Below are 21087 nucleotides of genomic sequence, written 5' to 3'. Positions count from 1 at the left end.
TCGTAAACGAATCCGGCACTTCACTATATTCCAGTTAAAAGCCCGCTAATGTTTAGCGGGCTTTTAACTTCGATTTTCTAAAGTTTAAGCAAACTTCTTAATCATTTCAGACAGGTCATTGGTGCAATTTTGCACTTTGGTGTTCATATGATTCGTTTCAGTCATCAGTTCATACGATTCACTGTACTTTAAATTAAGCGACTGGATGTTTTCATTTATTTCATCCGTTACATAAACCTGCTCTTCTATCGCGACCGCAATTTGTTGGTTTCGTTCGACGACGTCCTGAACAAGGGATTCCAATTGTTGAATGCTATCCAAAGCAGTACCTAACAATGTTACCGTTCCGGTCGACATTTCGTTACCTTTCTCTAACGCAGAAACCGCTGATTTGCTCCCATTTTGAATCCCTTCAATGGCCGATTTAATCTCTGTTGTCGATTCCTGAGTTCTTTTAGCTAAGGTTCTCACTTCATCTGCTACAACGGCAAACCCTCTGCCTTGTTCGCCTGCCCTCGCGGCTTCAATAGCAGCGTTCAACGCTAATAAATTAGTTTGTTCGGCAATACCATTGATGACTTCAACAACAGTTCCAATTTGCTCGGTTTGTTGGTTCAAACGTATGACCACTTTAGATATTTCGCCGAGCTCACCCACCAACTCTAAAACCGATTGGTTAACATTATCGATAACGCTACGGCTGTCTATCATCGTATTTTGCGCTTCTAACGTAGCCTCGGCGGTCGCTTGAGCATTATTTGATATCTCAGATGAAGAGGCTTGCATCTCGTTGACCGCTGTTGCGACCGAGTCAATCTCCACTTTCTGTGCGCTTAAGTTCTCCGTCACTTGCTGGCTATTTGTCGCAGCACTGTTAGCACTTGCGCGCGTTTCTTCGCAAGAGTCTTTTACAGACACGCCAACGCGCCCCAATAGCGCATTTGCAAATTGCTTACGCATCTTCATACCCAGCTCAATCTCAGCCAGATCGTTGATTCTTCCGCAATAAATATATTCCATGAGTGGATTATTGAAGTCTTGCCTAGCCTGTTTAGCGAGCTTCTCAACTGGTCTGGTTAATACATAAATAGAGAAAACGGAAAGTAACGCAACAACGCCAAACGCTATCACTGGTGATTGATTCATTTGTAGAATGAGTAAGCCAAGAAGGTTTGAAATTAAAAGGAAGAAGGCCGATCTCATCCACAAACGTGTACGAGGAAGATACATTTTCCACGGCTTACGATTATTTCGAAGCTTCGAATACGCTTTTTCCGCTCGCTGGATGTGTATACGCTCAGGTTTAAATCTCACTGATTGGTATTCCACAACTTCACCATTAGATTTTATAGGAGAAGCAAACGCGTCAACCCAATAATAGCCGCCGTTTTTACGTCGATTTTTGACCATTCCCATCCAGTGTTTGCCAGTTTTCAGGTGAGTCCATAAATCTTTAAAAGCCTGTTTTGGCATATCAGGATGACGCACAACATTGTGGGGTTTACCAATAAGCTCCCCTTCATCAAACCCCGCTACTTCATTAAAGTTTTCACTGGCATATTTGATGTAACTGGAGGTATCGGTAATGGAAACTAGGCTGTAACTCGAGGGGTAATCGTATTCCGTTTCACTCATAAACATGTGTCCTTACATTGATTAATTAACAAACGGCAAATATGAACTTATCGGCATAACATTCACATGCATAATGATAGGTTGATTCAAAAATAAAACAAAATTATTGACAAGCTTACTTGTTACTTAATGACTCTAGTCGCATTTTTATCCTCTAATACAAGGCTTCGTTAATATGTACAAGACTGAGCACTGTTCAAAATTAATACACAAAAGCGCTTCCGTACTGAGTTCGTAAATTGTTATAAGTAATCCACTAAAGCGAAAACAAGGAAGACAAACACAATGACTATTCACTTTCGTCAGCTTGCAGCTAAGAGAAACACGACACACTTGTTTATTGACGATTGGAAAATTAACACTCAGCAGTCTTGGGGGATATTCAGCGCGGATGGAGATATTGGCTCTCTGCTTGGAGACCTTATTTGTGATGAAATATCACCAAATAGTGGGGAAATTGAGCTAAATGGGCTGTCCGTTGCGCAAGTGTCGTTATCAGAGCAACAGCGATTACTGGAAAGAGAATTAGAAAAAGATGATACGGATTTTCTTGATCGTATCGACCAAGGAAGCACTGTTTATTCATTAATCCTAGAACAGAGCCAAGACACTAACTTAACTGAACAGCGAGTTAATGATCTCGACCTAAGTCATCTTAGAGATAGTGGCTTCCGTGTTCTCTCTACCGGAGAAACCAGAAGAGTAATGCTCGCCCGAGCTTTAGCCACACAACCTGACTTAGTATTACTCGATAATCCATTTACTGGCTTAGATATTGCGCACCGAGCTGCTCTCGCTCGCTATTTACACTCGCTTTCTCAAAATGTGCAACTACTCATAACCTTCTCTCGCGAATCTGACATGCCTGAGTGGATCAATAGCATCGCGCTTTTCAGTGCAGGAAAGCTTGATAGTACAATGGATAAGTCCAGTTGGGATAATCATCCAATCATTGGACAAATAAAATCTCAGTCAGAGCAACAGAGTGAAGAAATGATAAGCTTGATACGTCAGCATCAGCACTCGACGCCATTCAACAACCCAATATTTGAACTAAAGAATGGGGCTGTCGAATACACCGATAAGAAGATTTTTACTGACTTGAACTGGCGCATAGACAAGGGCCAACATTGGCAGGTCAAAGGTCCAAATGGTTGTGGAAAGAGTACCTTACTTGGATTGATCTTTGGCGATCATCCGCAATGCTACAGCAATGACATTGATATTTTTGGTAAAAAGCGTGGTACTGGCGAGACAATCTGGGAAATTAAGCAGCATATCGGCATGGTGTCTTCAGCGCTACACCTCCAATATCGAGTCAATTGCAGCGCATTAGAAGTCATTTTGTCAGGATTTTACGATTCGATTGGGTTGTATAACCAGCCAACTCGCAAAGAGATGAATATTGCAAACGAGTGGCTCGATATCTTACATATGAGCCAGTACAAAAAAACCTCATTCAAGCAATTAGAGTACGGTCAGCAGCGACTATTACTGATTGCAAGAGCCATCGTGAAACAACCCACATTATTGATTTTGGACGAGCCGTATCAAGGGTTAGATTTTTTGGGTAGACGGTTAGTTAAGAACACACTTGAACTCATCGCTAGAGAGAATTTAAGCCAACTATTGTATGTGTCTCACTACCAAGAAGACCGCTTAGATAGCATCAAAAATGAGTTGGAGTTTGTGTTTGATGAAAATGCTCAGTGTTATAGAGCTAACGTCTACCAATCATAATGATTTCGCTGCGCAAGCTGCTCATAAGGTAATGGTTTGGAGTACAGGTATCCCTGATGATATCTCACTCCCATCTGCTTTAAGTGTTCAGCTTGCGCTATGGTTTCCACGCCTTCAGCGATCAATTGTACTTGTAACTCTTCCGCGAAATGAACCATCGCTTTTAAGACAGAAGCACTAAGGCTAGGAATACCAATGGTTTCGACAAAGCACTTATCGATTTTTAAGTAATCTATGCGCATGTGCTGTAAAAATGCTAACGAGGTTTGGCCAGTTCCAAAATCATCGATCAGCACATCAATACCATGCACTCGCAGTGCTGCAATGCATTTTCTCGCCTCTGAATCAATGAGCTGACGCTCCGTTATCTCTACCCCTAATGAGACTTTGTTTCGGCTCAACTGTCTGTCGAGCAATTGAATTTTTCTGATCGCGTTTGGTCCGACTAAATAACCAGGCGGCACGTTAATACCAAGGTGGACAGGCTGATCAAAGCCTAATTTACTGAAGTCCTCTGCCGCTTTATCCAGAACGAAATCAGTAAGTAAAAAAACCAATCCACTTTGCTCTGCCGCAGGGACAAACTCATCCGGAGAAATGAACCCCTTACTTTGATGCTCCCATCGCACTAGCGCTTCAAACCCGAATAACTGGCCGGTATCAACGTTAACTTGCGGTTGGTAATACAGGGTCAACTCTCCTCTTTTTATCGCTCTTTTAAGATCCAGTATCAAATTGCGATGAGGATCAATAAACTTATTCAACGCATACAAGCAAAGGTAGATCACGAAAATAATTGGAATTGAGTACAAAAAATAGGAAAGTGTTCTCTGTTTGACGAAAAGATCGCTGGCTTCGCTCAAAGCTTCATACTCAAACATTTGCGACGATTTGATACCGATAGGATTACTTCCCGCTCTTAATGCTCCTTCAGGTGAAACTTGCTCATGAATAAACAGCGCAGAACGTTTTAGGCGTAAATCGTTGTTAAACCCTATTGTCGCATTAAAGTAGTCATGATCGATAATCGTTACGGCTTGATAACCGCGCTCTCCTTCCGTTACCACTAGCAAAAACTGATCGTACAAGCTATCAACACTACCAAGCGCTAGCGTTTGTCCCTTGGGAAAGGTGATGTGCTCAGCTAACGGTTTAGAGATACTTCCCAATTTCGAAGAACAAGTAATGACTCCCTCTTTCACAATGAGCATTTCTTCAATATCTCGTTCAAACATTAAGCTTTGCTGGAGCTCTTCACATCGCTCAGGGTGTAGCAGCGCCGTGCGGTTTTCTGTCTCTATTTGGAATAAAATTTCATCTGCAATTTGCACATTTTTTTCTAATAAATGATTGAGATTGTTTTGCACGCTTTCACGAGCTAAATACAAAACCTCTCCAATAACCAAGGGAATAGGCAGAAGAAAAATGATGGCTTTTTTAAAAATCGCCTTATTCAGCATATAAAAGTAACCTTTTATAAAACCGATTTACTGAGATGGTACCTCGATTCCGATACCCGCTAGCAACTCACGTTTTTTAACATTATTTGTTTGGATTAACTCAGTATGCGAAACGCTGAGTAATACCGCAAACTAAACAATGTCTTATTCACTCCTGTTCCAATTTAGTATCAAGCGCCTCAAACCTGAGACTTTAATTCGACACCATGTTATGTCTATCGGTACTTGCGAAAGTCTTTACCTGTCTGTTTCTCATCATGTAAGAATTACCCATTAAAATTATTTTTCTTTTCTCAGTGATTAAGAATTATATTTGTCGTAACTCCTACAACACGTTACAACACTCTCATGACGACAAACAAAGCTAATGCTAACCAGGTAAACGAAAAATCACTGCAGTTGTTAATGCAAGTTGCAGTTAGTCCGTTCCCAGTTTCTGCGAAAACGCTAAGCGAGCAATTGAACGTTCCTTTAAGCAGCCTTTACCGACACTTAAAACTGCTTAAAGAGTGGAACTTGATCGAAGAAAGCGTTCACGACAAGACATTTGTAGTTGGTCCGGCGGCATTATTACTCATGCACAGCTATGAGACCGCGCAACATGGGCTCGACATGGTCGAAACCATACTGGCTAGGTTGGTACAACAAACCGGGGAAATGGCCGCTTATATGGTACCAGCGGGTTATCGTGCGCTTTGTGTCAGACAGAAAGAAAGTATGCAGGCGCTGCGTTGCAGCTTCGTCCAGGGTCAAAGTCAACCTCTGCTGCGCGGTGCCTCATCTAAAGTGATGCTCGCTTTTATGCCTCAAAGTCGATGCGAGAAAATCTTGAGATACTTTAATCAAGATCACCGACGCGACGAGTGGGAAAAAGAGCTCACAACCATCCGTAAACACGGATATGCCGTCAGTACTTCTGAGATTGACCCTGGTGTGTCAGGTATTAGCGCACCGGTAATGAAAGGAAGCAAACTGATTGGCGCAGTCTCGGTGATGGCTCCGGCCCACCGAGTCGAAAAGGACAAGCAGCGCATTATTTTACATGTACTGCAAGCGGCAAGGGCACTACCACCAGAAAGGTAATTCATAATGTTAAGCTTTTTCAAACGCTATAAACTCCACCACACCGTGAAACAGCCGCAGCATTACCCTTTTTCTTTTATGACAGTGTGTGAGTATTTGCCACCCATGTCTAAGGGCGCGTTTGAATTAGCTGATCAAAGTTTGGAAAATGCTAGTGATTGGCTTTACCAACAACATGATCATGAAACCGCTGAGAACTATGGGCACTTCAACCACGACAAGCTGGAAAATGGCGAGTTTCAGGAAGCATTAAGCCTTTCGCTTTCTCGCCACTCAATTCCTGTTTTAGTAACTAACTGTACCGAGGCAATCTTGTCCATGTTACCTGTGGTCGTGTCCTATCGAGACGAAGTGGGTGTGGTAAATATTGGACATGACATGAACTTGAAACCAACACTTGAACCACGGTTAGGCTCGGCATTCCATTTTGCTCTTTCTCGCTATCAAAACGTACGATTGTTTTTTGCTGGCGTCAGTGAGCAAGAGACGAAGCAGGAAACGTGGGAATACGCGGAAGATCAAGGTTGTGATTGGGTGACCGAGAAAGAGTTTTCTTTTCGTCATCGCAATAACGTTAAGCAACAGATCGGCAATTACCTAGACCACTGCGACCAAATAATCATTAGCATCGACCTTGGATCTCTAAAAACCAAAAACAGCCTTGATGGCGCGTCAGAAATTGATATCCAAATGGTTCTACGCACGATTAGGCAATGTTTGGTTGCAGGTAAAGTGAGAGCAATTCAGCTCGTTGGCGATCGAGATTGTCTGGTGTATTCGAGACAAACGAAAGCCATACTAGAAGAGTTATATCAGATGGCTCCACTCATCGTTCACGCTGCCTAGCGTTATAAACGTTCAGAATTAGGATCGCGTCCTTCCTGATTCTGAACCAACATGCTTACTTATTATCCTTAACTAACAAATAGTTACACATATAAATCGACACACATCACACTTGCCTCTTGAACTAACCTGACACTTACGTTGTAATAAGGCCGCTAAACTTTGGTATGACATACGAAATAAAAAATAACCAAAGTTCAATAACTAAGCGGCTTCAGAACAAAAAAGTACCGCAGCTATTCCAATTTCAGTGAGCATTTGCTCACGCTCGCTTGATGCCATCTTGTTCCACTCATTAGGACATTTGATGATGCGTCTTTGCAGTATTTTCACTGCGGTTTTTTTTTACCGCTAACCTCACACGCCACCACTTATGACGTAAAAGATCTATCTGAGTTAGGTCAACTTTGCTCACACAAGAGTTTTAGTATCGAAAGCGATGGCACGACTTATCTCTGTACAGGGAAACTAGTCCTACCCGCTGGTGATAAAATTGTCTCCTCATTACCGGAAAAAGAGATAACGTTAAAAGCAGATTATGGCATTGTGTTAGAGGGGAATAATACGATTGGTGAACCCAATAAGCGTATTTCTCTACACGCCCTCGCTACCGGATTAACGGTTAACAATGAGAAAGCTTCAAACCTCGACGATTACCAAAACAAACACACTGTCATCTATGGTGATCTTCTATCGGCATACCCAACAAAGCTGCATAACATTCTCATAGACGGGAATATTAAGCTAACAGGTTCGACACTTCACATTGATGGAACGTACAACACCATTATTGGTGATATTTCGACACACAGCACGACCAACATATTTAATACAAACATCTGTGGTAAGGTCGAATCACAAGGCGAAACACTACACCTAAAAACAAACCATCCTTTACAAGACCATTTTGTCGTCGGTAATGTTTCTGCGCACAACTCTTTGATTATAAAAGATATGTCGATCTATGGTACAGCTGAATCTGTAGGATCGTCAGCTACATTAAGTGGCTCATTCTATAGTTCCATCGCAGCAATTAAATACTTCCAAACATTGAACTTCAACAACGCTCCAAATCAGCCTAGTCAAGTTTGTGGTGAAATCCAACAAACGCCAGGAAGTGCACAAACGAAAGCACAAGACAACAAATACACGCAATACTGTGGATTGGGCGAGGCTGATTGTCACTACTCTTCCCAAGTCTGTCCAATCACCCCTCAAGATGTTCCGAATTGCAGCATGCAGCCTCCATCAGAGAACGACTTCGACCTAAGCGTCACACCATCGGACGACATGGCACTGATGTGCGGCGACGATCCTCCGCAATTTACAGCAATGACATCCAATAATGGAGAAGTTGTAAGCGCAGAAGTCAGTGCAGCCCTATCACACCCTGACTTGTTCACTTTAGAGGTGATCAAAGGTCAGCAGACATTAAAAGCAAACCAATTTATGTCTGACGACAATGGTGAGCTCGTTGTTCGAGTGGTCCCGAACGATATTGATACCATCGCGTTAGGTACTAACTACACGCTGACTTTCACTATGGCAGAAGACACCAGCAAGCAACAAACGGTTAGCTTTATATTTACGCCATTTATGTTTGAGGCCTACTCAAAGACGAAAAGCGCCACTTTAAATGAAATACGCGTTATTGCAGGTAAACCAGAAAACGTGCATACGCGATTGCTTGCTTGTGCTTCCACCGGCGAACCTGTAGTCGCAAGCAACTACAATGGTACTCCTAAGGTTTTTCATCCATTGGTTCAACCATTAGGAGGAAGTGAAGGAAACTTTAGCTATTCAGCGGAATTTAAAGACGGCTTGTCTGAACATGGTCTTATCACGAACGAGTCCGGCATATTTGAAGTGACATTGTCCGATCATTTTGAATGTGAGGGATTTGAAGAGTGTCCAGAAGAAGGCAAAGTGGAAGTGAAAGGGACATTTAATGTGCACTCGCGACCATGGACACTCGCTATTTGTGACAACCAACGTGCTTTGCCTTCTGGCACCTCTGAACATGGAGAAGGGTTTCTTGCTGCCGGAGAACTTTTCTCTCTAACGGTGAAACCAATCATTTGGCAAACTGACGGCTCTGTAAGTGGTTCTGTTGAATCAGCACGTTATTGTGATGCCTCTATCACCCGTAATTTTATGCTTGATGACGCTCCAGCAGCATCGGTTGTCTTGTCGAGTGAGCAACATACGCCATCAGAGACAGCGAACCAAACCTCAAAATTGCTAAAAAGTAGTGACTCACTGGCTCAGGCGCATAATTCAGCCAAGAATGATCAATTCGTCTTTAATGGATTATATTGGGAAGAAGTCGGGAGCTTGAGAGTAAAAGCAAACCTAGAAAGTAAATATCTAGGTATGACTGTGAACGAAGGCTATCGTTACGTTGGTCGTTTTTATCCAAAATATTTTCAAGTGCAAGACCAAGAATGGCACTACCCACATGGCCAAACTTTTGCTTACATGAATCAACCTTTTGAGAAAGTCACTTACGATGTTGTCGCACTCAATGCGAATAAGGAAAACGTGAAGAATTACGTCCACTTTTCGTCTAACCTTCAACAACATTTCGATTTAGGCGAGCTAAGCTCATACTCCGATCGGTTTTTGCCGCCTAAGCCTAAGAAGGTAGACTGGAAACTACTGGGTAGCGCGAGTGTTGGAACGTTTGTTATAGAGAAGCCCTCGACCAATGCGACTTGTAACAATAGCCCATGCTGGAAAAAGAACACGACAGATAAGCAATATCCTGATGGTCCATTCAATACCGAGACTAATAGTGATATCAGCCAAATAGGTTTAGTCTCAGTAAAAGCCGTTGATGAGGTAAACTTCTTCGACGATAGCGAAGTGCTCACAAAACAACCAGACATTCGATTCGGTCGTTTGAACTTTCAAGATGTAGGTGGCAACCAAGGCATGGTGTTCAAAGTGCCACTTGCTGTGGAAATTTGGCAAAACGGTCGATTTACGACTAACTTCGATGACAACTCAACAACGGCGAATGGTGAATATTACTTCAGCACGCCAATTTGGTCGCATGCGCCTGCAAACAACGCCCTGCTTTCTGGCGTTGGAACGATGAGTATTGGCAGGATAACCGATATCGTTGCAAGCCAAATTGACTCAGCGCGCGAGCAAATACAATTCCATCTAGATTTAGACAGCTCAGGCAATCGCATCCCTTGGCTGAAATACGATTGGGATAGCTCTACAAGTGAAGAGGAAAACCCACCCGTCATTGTTACGTTTGGTATTCACCGAGGAAACGATCGCATTATTTATCGTGGTGAACCAAATATGCTTGGCCTAAATTAACGCGAAACGACAAAACAAAAAGAGCCCCTCAATTGAGGGGCTCTTTTCACACAGACTGTGTAATTTACTTTGCGCCACGACGCGCTTTCAGGCGCTTTACCATAGCAAGACGACGCTCTGCCGACCCTTGGTCTGTTGCCGACTGGTTCGGGTTATTACGACGACCTTGACGATTCTTAAACGCTGGTTTTGAGTGCAGCTTTTCAATGTAAGATTCACGCTGTTTTGGTTCATAGCCTGCAAGCTCAATACGGCGAATGCGTTGCTGGATCAGATTTTCAACCTGAACAACCGTGAGCTCTTCATCTCGGTTTACAAATGAAACGGCATGACCTTGTTTACCTGCACGGCCTGTACGACCAATTCGGTGAACGTAATCTTCCGCTAGGAAAGGCATGTCATAGTTCACAACGTGAGGTAAATCTTCAATATCTAGACCTCGAGCAGCGACATCGGTAGCCACCATGACACGTGCTTTACCGGACTTGAACTCTTCTAACGCACGACGACGAGCACTTTGAGCACGGTCACCATGACAAACCACCGCTTTGATACCATCAAGTTTCAGCTCTTTTACCACTTCGTTTGCGGTCTCTTTGTAGTTCACAAATACCAACACTTGTTTCCAGTTCTTACGACCAATTAGCTCTGAAAGCAGTTCCGTTTTTCGCTCTTGATCAACTGGATATAACACGTGAGCAACTGTCTGTGCTGTCGTATTCGCTCGCTCAACTTCAATACGCTTAGGCTTACGCAGGATATCTTTTGCTAACAGATTTAGTTGGCTCGAAGTCGTTGCTGAAAACATCATAATTTGCGGATCAGTATCCACATCTAGCATGATCTTACGTACTGCGTGAATAAAGCCCATGTCCAAGATACGGTCTGCTTCATCAAACACTAAAAACTCTAAGTGTGCGACCGAGACATTACCTTGTTCAATGTGCTCTTCCAATCGACCTGGTGTAGCCACTAGGATATCTACACCGTTTTCTAATGCCGTTACTTGAGAAGACATTTTACGGCCACCGAAAATCGCAGCCACCGACAGGTTCGTGTACTTCGTGTAAGCTTTGATGTTGTCAGCAATTTGTTCAGCAAGCTCACGAGTTGGAGCCAAGATAAGTGCGCGAGCAGTCTTACGAGAAGCGCTACGGTTACTGTCTAGCAACTGCTGAATCATAGGCAGAGAAAACGCAGCCGTTTTACCAGTACCTGTTTGTGCTGTAGCGAAAATATCATGGCCTTTGCGAGCCATTGGAATCGCCTTCTGTTGAATTGGCGTTAACTTTTCATAACCGCATTCTGCCAGTGCTTTAACCACTTCTGGCGCAAAACCTTGAGATGAAAATGACATTGAGCGTATTCCTTAAACAAACCACTAAAAATAGCTTTAAAAATTTAGCCGTGCACTATACCCGAATTTGAGTGATTTATCTCACTTTTCTCATTGAAATCCTACAAAAGAAAAAACGGTGAGCACAGATATATTAGTGGTTCACCGTTTTCGTTTAACCTTTGCGCGATTTAATGTTTGATGCCAGATAACTGAAGGAGAATTCGCTCAAGCTCATCCCATGGCAACAGCTGAGAATCTATCACTTCTAATCGTGATTCAAAGCCTTCTAAGCTGATTTCATTCACCGACACGACTCGGTTGGCAACATTAAACGCGTAACAACCTTGATCCGTATTGACCACTGCTTTAACACGCTCTGCGGTCAAGTCCGAAAGCATAGAGAAAAGCTTTTCAAAATCAAACTTATACTCTGCCCCAAACAACCACCCACAACTAAAATAACCCTGCCCTTTGTTCTCTTTGCGCACAAAGGCTTCACCAGGCGCCAATTGGAATTGAGGCTCTTGATGAGCGTGGTCATGATGATGTGACTCGATATGGGAAGAAGCGCTGCCGTAAACCCGCTCAATATCCAAGACTTCTATCGGCAACTCACCGTCATGAATAAGCTTACTGAATACTTTTGAAGGGGATTGGTCCGTCACCCAGTCATTAAACACATCAAGGTCGTGGCTGGAACATAGGTCAACCTTACTACCAATAACCACATCTGCACTGTCTAACTGGTCCACGAAGTTTTGGTTAGAAAGATACTTTTCATCACTTAAGTTACGCGGATCAACCAAGGCAATCGTCGCTTTAAGATCAACGTAAGGTTCATACTGCTGTGAGGTAAGCGTCGCGATAACCTGTTTTGGATGACCAAGGCCTGTCGGCTCAATCAATAAACGGTCCGGTTTTTGACGCAATAATGCGGTGATACCTACCGACATCGGCACACCCGCAGTGCAGCACATACAACCACCCGGCACTTCTTTAATCAGCGCGCCTTGGTCGGTCATCAATGCACCGTCGATGCCAATCTCACCAAATTCATTGACCAAAACCGCCCAGTTTTCTTTTTCCGGTTTGTTCTTCAGTAGATTTAAAATCGTGGTCGTTTTACCGACACCCAAAAATCCGGTCAGTATGTTGGTTGGTACTCGATTTGACATGCTTATCTCCGACACGTTAGTGCATTAATGCTCCAGCAAAGTATACGGAGAATGTGACTCGCTTCAACGCTTTTTATCGCACGCATCAAGCTCATTGCGTGATGCGTTGGAACACATTTTTCGAGCTTGTTTGGGTTGACTTATCAACTCTGAACGCTTCATATCAGACAGGTATCTACTGGTATAAATAACGCAAGTAAAAAACGCGATAATAGCGACTACGATGGGAAGAACTCCGAGCGTGTTTTCGAATTTAAGCGCAGCAATAGCCAACGCGAAAACAACGACAGAGATAAGTGCGATTGACTTACTTTTGTTGCTTTTCATAATAACTCGCCTTTCGTAAAGTTAGCCCCTAACACCTCCTGTACTAGAGGAATGCCAGTTTGAACAACATCCAACCTGACTATTCAATGCTACTCCTTTCGCTACTTGTGAAATTTGACAAAGCTAACATTTACTACAACATCAAACGACGAGCTTATTATTATCTTTCATATACTTACTGGATTTTAAAACACTTACTAGCAAATCGACCCGCCGCTGACCAATATGTCGTTTTCATTGGCAATACAAACTTGCGCCACCAGCCTTAGCCCTTCGACTATCATCTCCAGAGACATAGAAGGCTGAATGCCATCTGCTGCTTGTTCTGGCAATAATGGAATATGAACAAACCCGTGACGAATCGGATTGTCTTTCAAGTAATGTTGGATGCCATAAAAAAGGTGGTTACATACAAATGTTCCAGCACTGTTGGAAATCTGGCTAGGTATACCCTGCGTTTGCAATGTTTGCACAACACGCTTTATCGGTAGTGTCGAGAAGTAAGCATCAGGACCATCAGCCACCACGGGTTCATCAATCGGTTGATGACCAGCGTTATCTGGAATACGAAAATCATCGACATTGATTGCGACACGCTCTGGGGTTATCGCGCTACGCCCGGCCGCTTGCCCTACAGTAATCACACAGTCTGGCTGGTGCGCTTCTATTGCTTCAATAACGACTTTCACCGAGTCATATCGAACTACGGGGACTGGGCAAGTAACTATCACACCTCCTTTTATGGCCGCGGCCTCTAATTGCTTGACCGCTTCTAAGGCGGGGTTAATGGCGTCACCACCAAAAGGTTCAAAACCGGTAATCAGGACTTTCTTCATAACAGCCTTTAGGAAAAGAGTTTCACAAATTATTGCACTCCCCTTCACCCCATCCAATAGCAAAAGTATTGATGAGATAAACCAGACAACATTATGTGACTCATGTCTAACCAGAGAGTGTTTTCTGCCTCATTGAATCTAGGCAAGTTCCGGACTATCGAGACTAACTTATTGATGATTAGTGGCAGGGCAAGGTTCTCTCATTACATGACGCACGTAGAAGCTTGGTTTCCACGCTTAACTTAGGTAGAGTACGCGACCGCAATGCAATTCGAAGAGATTGAATACAATGAATATTGATAACCATGTAATCGAAACGATTGAAGAGTTAGAGGCATTTCTGCATTTAGTAGAAAGCGGCGCTCTGGGTCTTGAAGGTGTCACTGGCGTTGCGCTAGCCACCTCTAATACCGATGGCCGTCCATTTATTGCCGTATTAGGAGAAAAGCACCAATTGCTCCTCGGTCGCTGGGTTTCGCAGCACGTATATGACAATGGTAAAGACATCGTTCGTAACGGCCCAACCAGAAAACACTAAGCGCTCGACGCCACCTATAACATCACGCCGTCTTATACACCAAGCGTATGCTTTGAAAGCAATGCGCTTGGTGTACTCAAAAAATAAAAAAGAAAAGGCTAGCCTTTATTAATTTTGTCGGTATACTGCACATCAGCTCTTACGGAAAGAGCTATTAATGTAATTAAAGATCAAAGTTTCTCTCAGTTCCACATCGAATTCCTCGTTTACGTTCCTGCGACAAAATAGTTATCTCTAAAATCATATAGTAGCACTTGATATTAGCTAAAAATTCAATATTTAAAACAATCAAATATAGAGGTATCTATGTCTAATAAATTAACTGGTTCAGTAAAATGGTTCAACGAAACTAAAGGTTTTGGTTTTATTTCTCAAGACAATGGCGGTGATGACGTATTCGTTCACTTCCGTTCTATTGTTTCTGAAGGCTTCAAAACTCTTACTGAGGGCCAAAAAGTATCGTTCGTTGTTGAACAAGGTAACAAAGGTTTACAAGCAGCTGAAGTAACTGCACTGTAATTCTTTGTGTGGCATCAATGTTGTTGGTGCCACAATCCCCTTCCACTTATTACTGCCCTTACTATTCTCTATCTAAGTTTATATACCCAAATCACTTACCTCTCCCACACCATCATTAATCACTTTCAATAAAGTCACTTTGGTATACATCTTTAGGTAATCACACCGCCTACCTTGCAATTCCAGTTTGGAACTAAATTAATCTCATTCATATCTGAATCACTTCGCCTCATGCTTTGCTCATAAAAATAAAGTTTATAAAATAAAAGCGATTGGCGAATATAAGAGAAAAAATGAAATTAAATATATCTGCTCATCAATAAATTCTAATAATTACGAGCACATTATCCCTAGCTGAGAGATTGAGTTTGCACTGAAATGCCATTACATGAAGCCATTTATCGGACAACACTTTATAGGGACAGCGTCTGGATTCACACACTTCGGAGCATTTGTTGAGTTAGAGGAAAACCGAATCGAAGGTCTCATTCCTTTATCAAGTTTCCAAAATGGTGAGTTCGAATTTGATGCAGTCAAACAAAAAATTTCTAGCCAGAGCACCACGTTTACTTTAGGGACTAAAGTGCACGTATTGGTTAAAAACGTCGATTCGAAACAAAGAAAGATCATGTTCAATTTAAAAGATGCAGAACACACGGTAGGTTAGTCTGTTTTAGGTTACTTTCTAATCTATTAATCAAAAATAAAAAATAAGCTTTTAATACCGCAATTAACTTGTGACATTTCGCTGACATCGACTCATTCTAAAACCCTAATATCTGACAAAGGAAACGAATCTAATTTTTGTTTCCAGACACCATCGCAGAGTGTATTTCCAGCACTCTGTTTGCCTCGAGAGGTTCTTATGACAGCCTAGGATCTCTCGAGGCTTTTTTGCACCTATTCAAACCACCTGATTCTACATCACAACTATTATCCCCTACACAAGCTGTACTTTTTAACTAGTGCACTAGATCGCGAACTCTGATTTAAGCAACTGATCACACAACCACTTCTAAATTTTGGGTATAAAAGTATCAATACTTTCGCTAACTAGGATGTAAATAATGAAAAACTCGTTTGATCTCACTATGCCCAACGAAGAAGGATACTTTGGTGAATACGGTGGTAGTTTTGTTCCACCTGAGCTTGAACAAATCATGCATGACATCAACGCAGCTTATGAGGAATGCAGCAAAGATCCTGAATTTAAAGCGGAACTCGCTCGCCTGTATAAGCACTTTGTTGGACGACCTAGCCCAATCTTCCATGCGGAAAACTTGTCTAAAAAATACGGAGTAGACATCTACCTAAAGCGCGAAGACTTAAACCATACAGGCGCACATAAAATTAACCACTGCTTAGGGGAAGCCATTCTCGCTAAAAAGATGGGTAAGAAGAAACTAATTGCAGAAACTGGCGCAGGGCAACACGGTGTTGCGCTTGCTACAGCCGCGGCATTGGTTGGCTTGAAATGCGATATTTACATGGGTGAAGTTGATATCGCCAAAGAACATCCGAATGTCGTCCGCATGAGAATCCTTGGTGCTAATGTCATTCCTGCCACTCATGGGCGCAAAACCCTCAAAGAAGCGGTAGATTCTGCATTCGAAGCTTATCTGAAAGATCCTGATACACAACTTTATGCGATAGGCTCTGTCGTTGGCCCTCACCCATTCCCTAAAATGGTGAGAGATTTCCAATCAATTATCGGTAACGAAGCACGAGTTCAATTCAAAGAAATGACCGGCAAGTTACCCAATAATCTCGTCGCATGCGTTGGAGGTAGTTCTAACGCGATGGGGCTATTTACTGCTTTCTTAGAGGATGAACAAGTCGCCATTCACGGCGTTGAACCTGCGGGCCGCTCTTTGCAAAAGGTTGGCGAGCATGCTGCAACACTCACACTCGGTGAGCCAGGTATCATGCACGGATTTAAGTCTTACATGCTTAAAGATGCGCAAGGCGAACCTCAGGAAGTGTACTCTGTAGCAAGTGGCTTGGATTACCCATCGGTTGGACCTCAGCATAGTTACTTAAAAGACATTGGCCGTGTCAATTACGGCTCAATCAGTGATGACGAAGCGATTGATGCCTTCTTTGAGCTGTCTCGTGAAGAGGGAATAATCCCTGCTATTGAATCCTCACACGCTGTCGCTTACGCAATTAAACTCGCGCAGCAAGGAGAAACCGGCTCGATTTTGATCAACTTATCAGGCCGTGGTGACAAAGACATTGATTTTGTCGTTGAACACTACGGCGCAAAATACGGCATTGAATCACTCATATAGCCTAACTCCGTAGCCTAACCCTACATGCAAAAAGCTACCTGGTACTAGGTAGCTTTTTGTTTTTGTCTTGTATTTTAAGAAGCAAGTCCTTTTATTCACCAATCCCACTATGCCTTTAAAGCATAATTCGATTAACCGATAAGAGCTGGAATGCCTGGAAGCTGACCAACAACAGCAAGGGAGCCTGCACAAACGATAAACGCAGTGCCAGGAATCAGATATTTATCTTTGCGCGATAGTTCGTTAGCACGCTCATGGTCGCCGATAAGCCCGAGGTTATCCAACAGCATCGTGATTGCCCAACCGAAGACTGGATTAACGAATGCACAGGCAAAAATACAGATACCTGCACTGAGTGAATCTTTATGCTTATGGATCATCTGCATACCCGCTTCAAGAAGTGGTAAGAATACACCCACAATCAAAGCAACGCGCAGAACAGGTTCCCACATTGCTAGATCCATTGGGTAGCCAATTACCGCCGCCGCAATACACATGAAACCCGTTAACAGTGCGCCACCTGGAATAGGACGTTTGGCAATTGCGGCTGGAATCATGTACGTACCCCAAGAAGAAGCTAAATTACCGCCACCTAATAGTGAACCACCCCCCTGACGAACAGACGCTCCGACCATCGTGTCGTCGACATCCATGAGTACGCCTTTCGCTTCTTTTGGGTAGTTAAGTTCTTGAAACACACGATGGCCGAGATAATCAGGGGACCACATAGCGACTGCCAATAGAGCAAATGGAGTCACGGCAATAAAGTGCTCTAGAGTTGGCCAGCCTAGTTGCCAACCAGTATTTTCACCCCACCAGTAAAATGGACTGAAATTAGGCAGGCCCGGCTCTGTGGTAAAAGCAAACTCAGCGCCCATCAAATAAGCAACAATACCCGCGAGTGCAGAGCACAATGGGATAGCGAGCCAACGTTTATTGATCTTGGCTAAGTAAGCGTAAACCATAACGGTTAGGCCTATGACCACAAACGAAATGTAACCTTGGTCCGTACTTGCAGCCCACGCTTCCGTCTTATTAATTTGCCCGAGCAACCCAACAGCACCAAGGTAGATCAACAACCCTCCTCGAACCCCGATACCAGTCAGAGTCATGAGTTTAGAGCCACCTTTGGTTAAGGCGAGAATTAACCCAAAAACACATACCATCAAACCTAGCGCGAGAGGGTGCCCTCCTGCAGCTGCAATCATAGGAATCAGCGGTATCATTGGGCCATGGGTTCCCGCTAAGTTTGCATTCGGGTTTAGTATGGCAGAAAACAGGATGACGAACAGGGCTCCAGCGATAAGTAATTCGTAACGCACGTTTTCTGCAATGAATTCCGGAGATAAACCAAACTGAGCAGCAAAAGCGGAAACCATGGCAGTGACCATAACCACTTTACCAATGGTTGCTGCTAATGCCGGTACCCAGTCTTCGATTTCAATACTGTAATCACGTGAGGGCAAATGAATTCCCCAGCGACGGAAACTCATGACGGTTAAATCATGATTTAGAAAGTCTTCTCGGTTTTCAAATTCATGCGGTTTTTTGCGCACATCCCTGTAAAAAGTCTTACTTTTGTCAGACATTGAGTCATCCTTTTATGTTTCAACGTTGAACTACGTCAACTAGAGTTTCGCTTGGTAGACAGGCCTTCGACCAATACGAGACAACACCCACATCAAACTTCTAGGCCATACTAAGAAAGCGGCATGAACCAATTTTGATTTTGAGCTTATTAAGCATGTGTTGCTATGGGTAGGAATATTAGACATTAGTAAAAGAACAACAAAAATCTCACTTATTACACAATGATTTAACATCGAGCTAGGACGCTTGAACTTTTATGAGTCATTTTTGAGCAGAGAGCCAAGTAGAACGGCTAATTCCGATTTATACTTTCAAGGTAGAGAGCACTGTGCTCGCATCCACCGCAAAGTAACTATAGATATCTCTGCATTGTATACTTTGTTAAACTCCGCCCTTTAATGAGTAAGGCCCTTAAAAATGATGACTGACGAAGAGAGAATCGAGCTGCAACAGAACAATCCACTGCACGGGTTAAAGCTAGAGACTATGTTGCAAGAGTTAGTAGATTTTTACGGCTGGGACATTCTAGATACAGCAATGCGTTTTAATTGCTTTAACACTAAGCCTTCGATTGCAAGTAGCGTGAAGTATTTAAAGAAAACCGAATGGGCGAGAGAAAAATTAGAAAACTTTTACCTTTATCGTTTTAAGCGCATGCCACGCGCGAGCGAAGAAGAATACAACTTACCGCCAAGAGCTCGTACGTTCCCTCATGGCCTTGAACCTAAAGAACCTATGCCACTAACCGTTGACTCTATTCTTAAGTCACAAGCTAAAGCAGCGTCTGCATTTAAAAAGCGTTCACCTCGCGGACGCCCTGCTCGTCGCCAATAACACTATCTTGAAAAGCAATAGAGCCCTACTGGTAGCTCCAGCAGGGCTCTATTGTTCTTTAAAGGAATGGCTAGAAGCGAAGACTCAAGCTAGTGAGCATTCCCTTTCTCTAACAACTCCCGTAAGTAAACTCACATGTAGTTTACGTTTTCTATTGATTACGCTTTTTCTTCTTTTTACCCGTACCTGCCGGCTTCGCTCGCGGCTTCATTGGTAAAAAGTAGGCTTCACTCTGATCGTCTTCCACTTCAAAACCGACTACCTGCTCGCGTTCAAGTTGGAACTTATTTTTCTTTTCTATCACTTTGAAATGGTGGTAGTCGTCGTAATCGATAAGAGATAATCCTAAACCTACTTCACCAGCACGACCACTACGACCGATTCGATGCATATAATCAGCAGGGCTACGCGGAAGATCGAAGTTAATCACCACTGGAAGTTTTTCAATATCAAGGCCGCGTGCTGCGATATCGGTGGCAATAAGAACTTGAATCTCGCCAGACTTAAAACCGTCAAGGACACGAGTACGAGCGCCCTGCCCTTTATCACCATGGAAAACTTCAGCGGTAATACCGCGTTTTGACAACTTTTGAGCTAAATGGTTACAGGCATTCTTAGCGTTCACAAAAATCAGAGTCTGTCGCCACTGATGCTGTTTGATTAAGTGCGCGAGTACCGCCGTCTTCTCACCTTTATTTACACTAAACACGCGCTGCACCAAAGTGCTAGCTTCTGCGCTCTGCAACTGAACTTCAACAGGGTCGCGGAGCAACTGCTGAGCCAGCGTCGTGACTTTATCAGGGAAAGTTGCAGAAAATAACAGCGTCTGTTTCTTCTCTGGCAGTAACGCAAGAATCTTATTGAGTTCTTCGGTAAATCCGAGGCTCAACATTCGGTCGGCTTCGTCAAGGACGAGCGTTTCTACTTGGTTCAACTTAATCGCGTTACTGGATACCAGATCAAGTAATCGACCCGGCGTAGCTACGATAATGTCACAGCCACCGCGAAGCGCTAGCATTTGTGGGTTCACCGATACACCACCAAATACGGCAACCGTTTTGATCTTATCTCTAAGATGGTACGAGTAAGATTTGACGTTGTATGCCACCTGTGATGCCAACTCACGAGTTGGAACTAAAATCAGGTGAGAAACGAAGTTACCACGGCGATTGTTTGATCCGTCTTGCTGAATAATTTTTTGCAGGATTGGCAGCGAAAAAGCAGCGGTTTTACCAGAACCCGTATTGGCACCACCAATAATATCTTTCCCTTCAAGGATATCAGGAATAGCACGGGATTGAATGGGCGTCGGTTGGCTGTATTCTAACGCTTCTAGCCGCTCGACTAAGGTTGGAATCAGGCCAAGATCGGCAAATGTCGCTTGCTGTGTTTTATCTGTCATTACGATGAGTGGCTCAGTGCTAGTAAAGGCCGTGTATCTTATGCTATTTCGCGTCTGGATGTTAGAGATAATGGCCCAAACAGAAGATTGGTGAAAGAAGCACGATAGAGTTCAGGAATTTCCTTTCACTAACATGAGT

The 21087-nt window shown here is 43.3% G+C and carries 15 protein-coding genes and 2 pseudogenes; 9 read left to right on the top strand and 8 right to left on the bottom strand.

All coding sequences use genetic code 11. The annotated features are described in order from the left end of the window. Nucleotides 1–84: 84 nt before the first annotated feature. On the bottom strand, nucleotides 85–1635 hold the full coding sequence (locus tag R7070_RS09835; RefSeq protein WP_033907145.1) for a PAS domain-containing methyl-accepting chemotaxis protein: 1551 nt from the start codon (nucleotides 1633–1635) through the stop codon (nucleotides 85–87). A 285-nt stretch (nucleotides 1636–1920) separates the two neighbouring features. Here R7070_RS09835 and modF point away from each other — a divergent pair, with 285 nt between their 5' ends. Beyond that, the gene (gene modF / locus R7070_RS09830; protein ID WP_318141197.1) at nucleotides 1921–3375 is read left to right on the top strand and encodes a molybdate ABC transporter ATP-binding protein ModF; all 1455 of its coding nucleotides are present in this window, start codon (nucleotides 1921–1923) and stop codon (nucleotides 3373–3375) included. Here modF and R7070_RS09825 read toward each other — a convergent pair. Next, nucleotides 3363–4835, bottom strand: coding sequence for an EAL domain-containing protein (locus tag R7070_RS09825; protein WP_053303738.1), 1473 nt, complete (start codon nucleotides 4833–4835; stop codon nucleotides 3363–3365). The two genes, modF and R7070_RS09825, sit on opposite strands and share 13 nt — an antisense overlap. Nucleotides 4836–5183: 348 nt before the next feature. Here R7070_RS09825 and R7070_RS09820 point away from each other — a divergent pair, with 348 nt between their 5' ends. From R7070_RS09820 to R7070_RS09810, 3 genes and pseudogenes are all read left to right on the top strand, one after another. Then, complete coding sequence (locus R7070_RS09820) at nucleotides 5184–5918, top strand: IclR family transcriptional regulator (RefSeq protein ID WP_005386192.1); 735 nt, start codon at nucleotides 5184–5186, stop codon at nucleotides 5916–5918. 6 nt (nucleotides 5919–5924) lie between these two features. Next, a complete protein-coding gene (locus R7070_RS09815) occupies nucleotides 5925–6764 on the top strand; it encodes an arginase family protein (protein ID WP_130545533.1) in 840 nt (279 codons plus the stop codon). 307 nt (nucleotides 6765–7071) lie between these two features. Further along, nucleotides 7072–10097 (top strand): annotated as a pseudogene (locus R7070_RS09810) (DUF6701 domain-containing protein). A 64-nt stretch (nucleotides 10098–10161) separates the two neighbouring features. Here the strand turns inward: R7070_RS09810 and R7070_RS09805 are convergent. The 4 genes from R7070_RS09805 to pcp form a co-directional block, all read right to left on the bottom strand. Then, nucleotides 10162–11454, bottom strand: coding sequence for a DEAD/DEAH box helicase (locus R7070_RS09805; protein ID WP_005375652.1), 1293 nt, complete (start codon nucleotides 11452–11454; stop codon nucleotides 10162–10164). A gap of 170 nt (nucleotides 11455–11624) precedes the next feature. Further along, entirely contained in the window at nucleotides 11625–12611 is a 987-nt protein-coding gene (locus tag R7070_RS09800) for a CobW family GTP-binding protein (RefSeq protein ID WP_017821090.1), read from the bottom strand. 63 nt (nucleotides 12612–12674) lie between these two features. After that, nucleotides 12675–12938: a hypothetical protein gene (locus tag R7070_RS09795; RefSeq protein ID WP_005375648.1), complete on the bottom strand. Its 264-nt coding sequence runs from the start codon at nucleotides 12936–12938 to the stop codon at nucleotides 12675–12677. A 197-nt stretch (nucleotides 12939–13135) separates the two neighbouring features. Then, a complete protein-coding gene (gene pcp, locus R7070_RS09790; protein ID WP_256900412.1) occupies nucleotides 13136–13774 on the bottom strand; it encodes a pyroglutamyl-peptidase I in 639 nt (212 codons plus the stop codon). A 289-nt stretch (nucleotides 13775–14063) separates the two neighbouring features. Between pcp and R7070_RS09785 the strand changes: the two genes are divergently transcribed. From R7070_RS09785 to trpB, 4 genes and pseudogenes are all read left to right on the top strand, one after another. Beyond that, nucleotides 14064–14312, top strand: a complete 249-nt coding sequence (locus R7070_RS09785; RefSeq protein WP_017635761.1) for a hypothetical protein — start codon at nucleotides 14064–14066, stop codon at nucleotides 14310–14312. 306 nt (nucleotides 14313–14618) lie between these two features. After that, complete coding sequence (locus R7070_RS09780; RefSeq protein ID WP_005375644.1) at nucleotides 14619–14831, top strand: cold-shock protein; 213 nt, start codon at nucleotides 14619–14621, stop codon at nucleotides 14829–14831. A 358-nt stretch (nucleotides 14832–15189) separates the two neighbouring features. Next, nucleotides 15190–15498, top strand: a pseudogene (locus R7070_RS09775) (S1 RNA-binding domain-containing protein); the annotation flags it as partial. A 400-nt stretch (nucleotides 15499–15898) separates the two neighbouring features. Then, on the top strand, nucleotides 15899–17122 hold the full coding sequence (gene trpB, locus R7070_RS09770; RefSeq protein ID WP_318141196.1) for a tryptophan synthase subunit beta: 1224 nt from the start codon (nucleotides 15899–15901) through the stop codon (nucleotides 17120–17122). Between the two features lie 131 nt (nucleotides 17123–17253). Here trpB and R7070_RS09765 read toward each other — a convergent pair whose 3' ends face one another. After that, complete coding sequence (locus R7070_RS09765) at nucleotides 17254–18711, bottom strand: DUF3360 family protein (protein WP_318141195.1); 1458 nt, start codon at nucleotides 18709–18711, stop codon at nucleotides 17254–17256. 418 nt (nucleotides 18712–19129) lie between these two features. On the opposite strand from R7070_RS09765, the gene R7070_RS09760 reads away from it, so the two are divergent. Further along, the gene (locus R7070_RS09760; RefSeq protein WP_005375544.1) at nucleotides 19130–19546 is read left to right on the top strand and encodes a VF530 family DNA-binding protein; all 417 of its coding nucleotides are present in this window, start codon (nucleotides 19130–19132) and stop codon (nucleotides 19544–19546) included. 151 nt (nucleotides 19547–19697) lie between these two features. On the opposite strand, the gene R7070_RS09755 is transcribed toward R7070_RS09760, so the two are convergent. Next, on the bottom strand, nucleotides 19698–20948 hold the full coding sequence (locus R7070_RS09755) for a DEAD/DEAH box helicase (RefSeq protein WP_256900411.1): 1251 nt from the start codon (nucleotides 20946–20948) through the stop codon (nucleotides 19698–19700). Between the last annotated feature and the right edge of the window lie 139 nt (nucleotides 20949–21087).

Origin of the sequence: Vibrio sp. 1557 (genome assembly GCF_033340175.1) — a bacterium.
Taxonomy (GTDB): Bacteria; Pseudomonadota; Gammaproteobacteria; order Enterobacterales; family Vibrionaceae; genus Vibrio; species Vibrio alginolyticus.
Note: the sequence above shows the minus strand (reverse complement) of the source record. Positions and strands in the feature narration are given on the sequence as shown.

Excerpts from the sequence above, each read along its gene's own strand:
- trpB (WP_318141196.1), top strand. The coding sequence starts at position 15,899 with ATGAAAAACTCGTTTGATCTCACTATGCCCAACGAAGAAGGATACTTT.
- R7070_RS09795 (WP_005375648.1), bottom strand. The coding sequence starts at position 12,938 with ATGAAAAGCAACAAAAGTAAGTCAATCGCACTTATCTCTGTCGTTGTT.
- R7070_RS09760 (WP_005375544.1), top strand. The coding sequence starts at position 19,130 with ATGATGACTGACGAAGAGAGAATCGAGCTGCAACAGAACAATCCACTG.
- R7070_RS09755 (WP_256900411.1), bottom strand. The coding sequence starts at position 20,948 with ATGACAGATAAAACACAGCAAGCGACATTTGCCGATCTTGGCCTGATT.
- modF (WP_318141197.1), top strand. The coding sequence starts at position 1,921 with ATGACTATTCACTTTCGTCAGCTTGCAGCTAAGAGAAACACGACACAC.
- R7070_RS09825 (WP_053303738.1), bottom strand. The coding sequence starts at position 4,835 with ATGCTGAATAAGGCGATTTTTAAAAAAGCCATCATTTTTCTTCTGCCT.
- R7070_RS09815 (WP_130545533.1), top strand. The coding sequence starts at position 5,925 with ATGTTAAGCTTTTTCAAACGCTATAAACTCCACCACACCGTGAAACAG.
- R7070_RS09785 (WP_017635761.1), top strand. The coding sequence starts at position 14,064 with ATGAATATTGATAACCATGTAATCGAAACGATTGAAGAGTTAGAGGCA.
- R7070_RS09835 (WP_033907145.1), bottom strand. The coding sequence starts at position 1,635 with ATGAGTGAAACGGAATACGATTACCCCTCGAGTTACAGCCTAGTTTCC.
- R7070_RS09805 (WP_005375652.1), bottom strand. The coding sequence starts at position 11,454 with ATGTCATTTTCATCTCAAGGTTTTGCGCCAGAAGTGGTTAAAGCACTG.
- R7070_RS09800 (WP_017821090.1), bottom strand. The coding sequence starts at position 12,611 with ATGTCAAATCGAGTACCAACCAACATACTGACCGGATTTTTGGGTGTC.
- R7070_RS09780 (WP_005375644.1), top strand. The coding sequence starts at position 14,619 with ATGTCTAATAAATTAACTGGTTCAGTAAAATGGTTCAACGAAACTAAA.
- R7070_RS09820 (WP_005386192.1), top strand. The coding sequence starts at position 5,184 with ATGACGACAAACAAAGCTAATGCTAACCAGGTAAACGAAAAATCACTG.
- pcp (WP_256900412.1), bottom strand. The coding sequence starts at position 13,774 with ATGAAGAAAGTCCTGATTACCGGTTTTGAACCTTTTGGTGGTGACGCC.
- R7070_RS09765 (WP_318141195.1), bottom strand. The coding sequence starts at position 18,711 with ATGTCTGACAAAAGTAAGACTTTTTACAGGGATGTGCGCAAAAAACCG.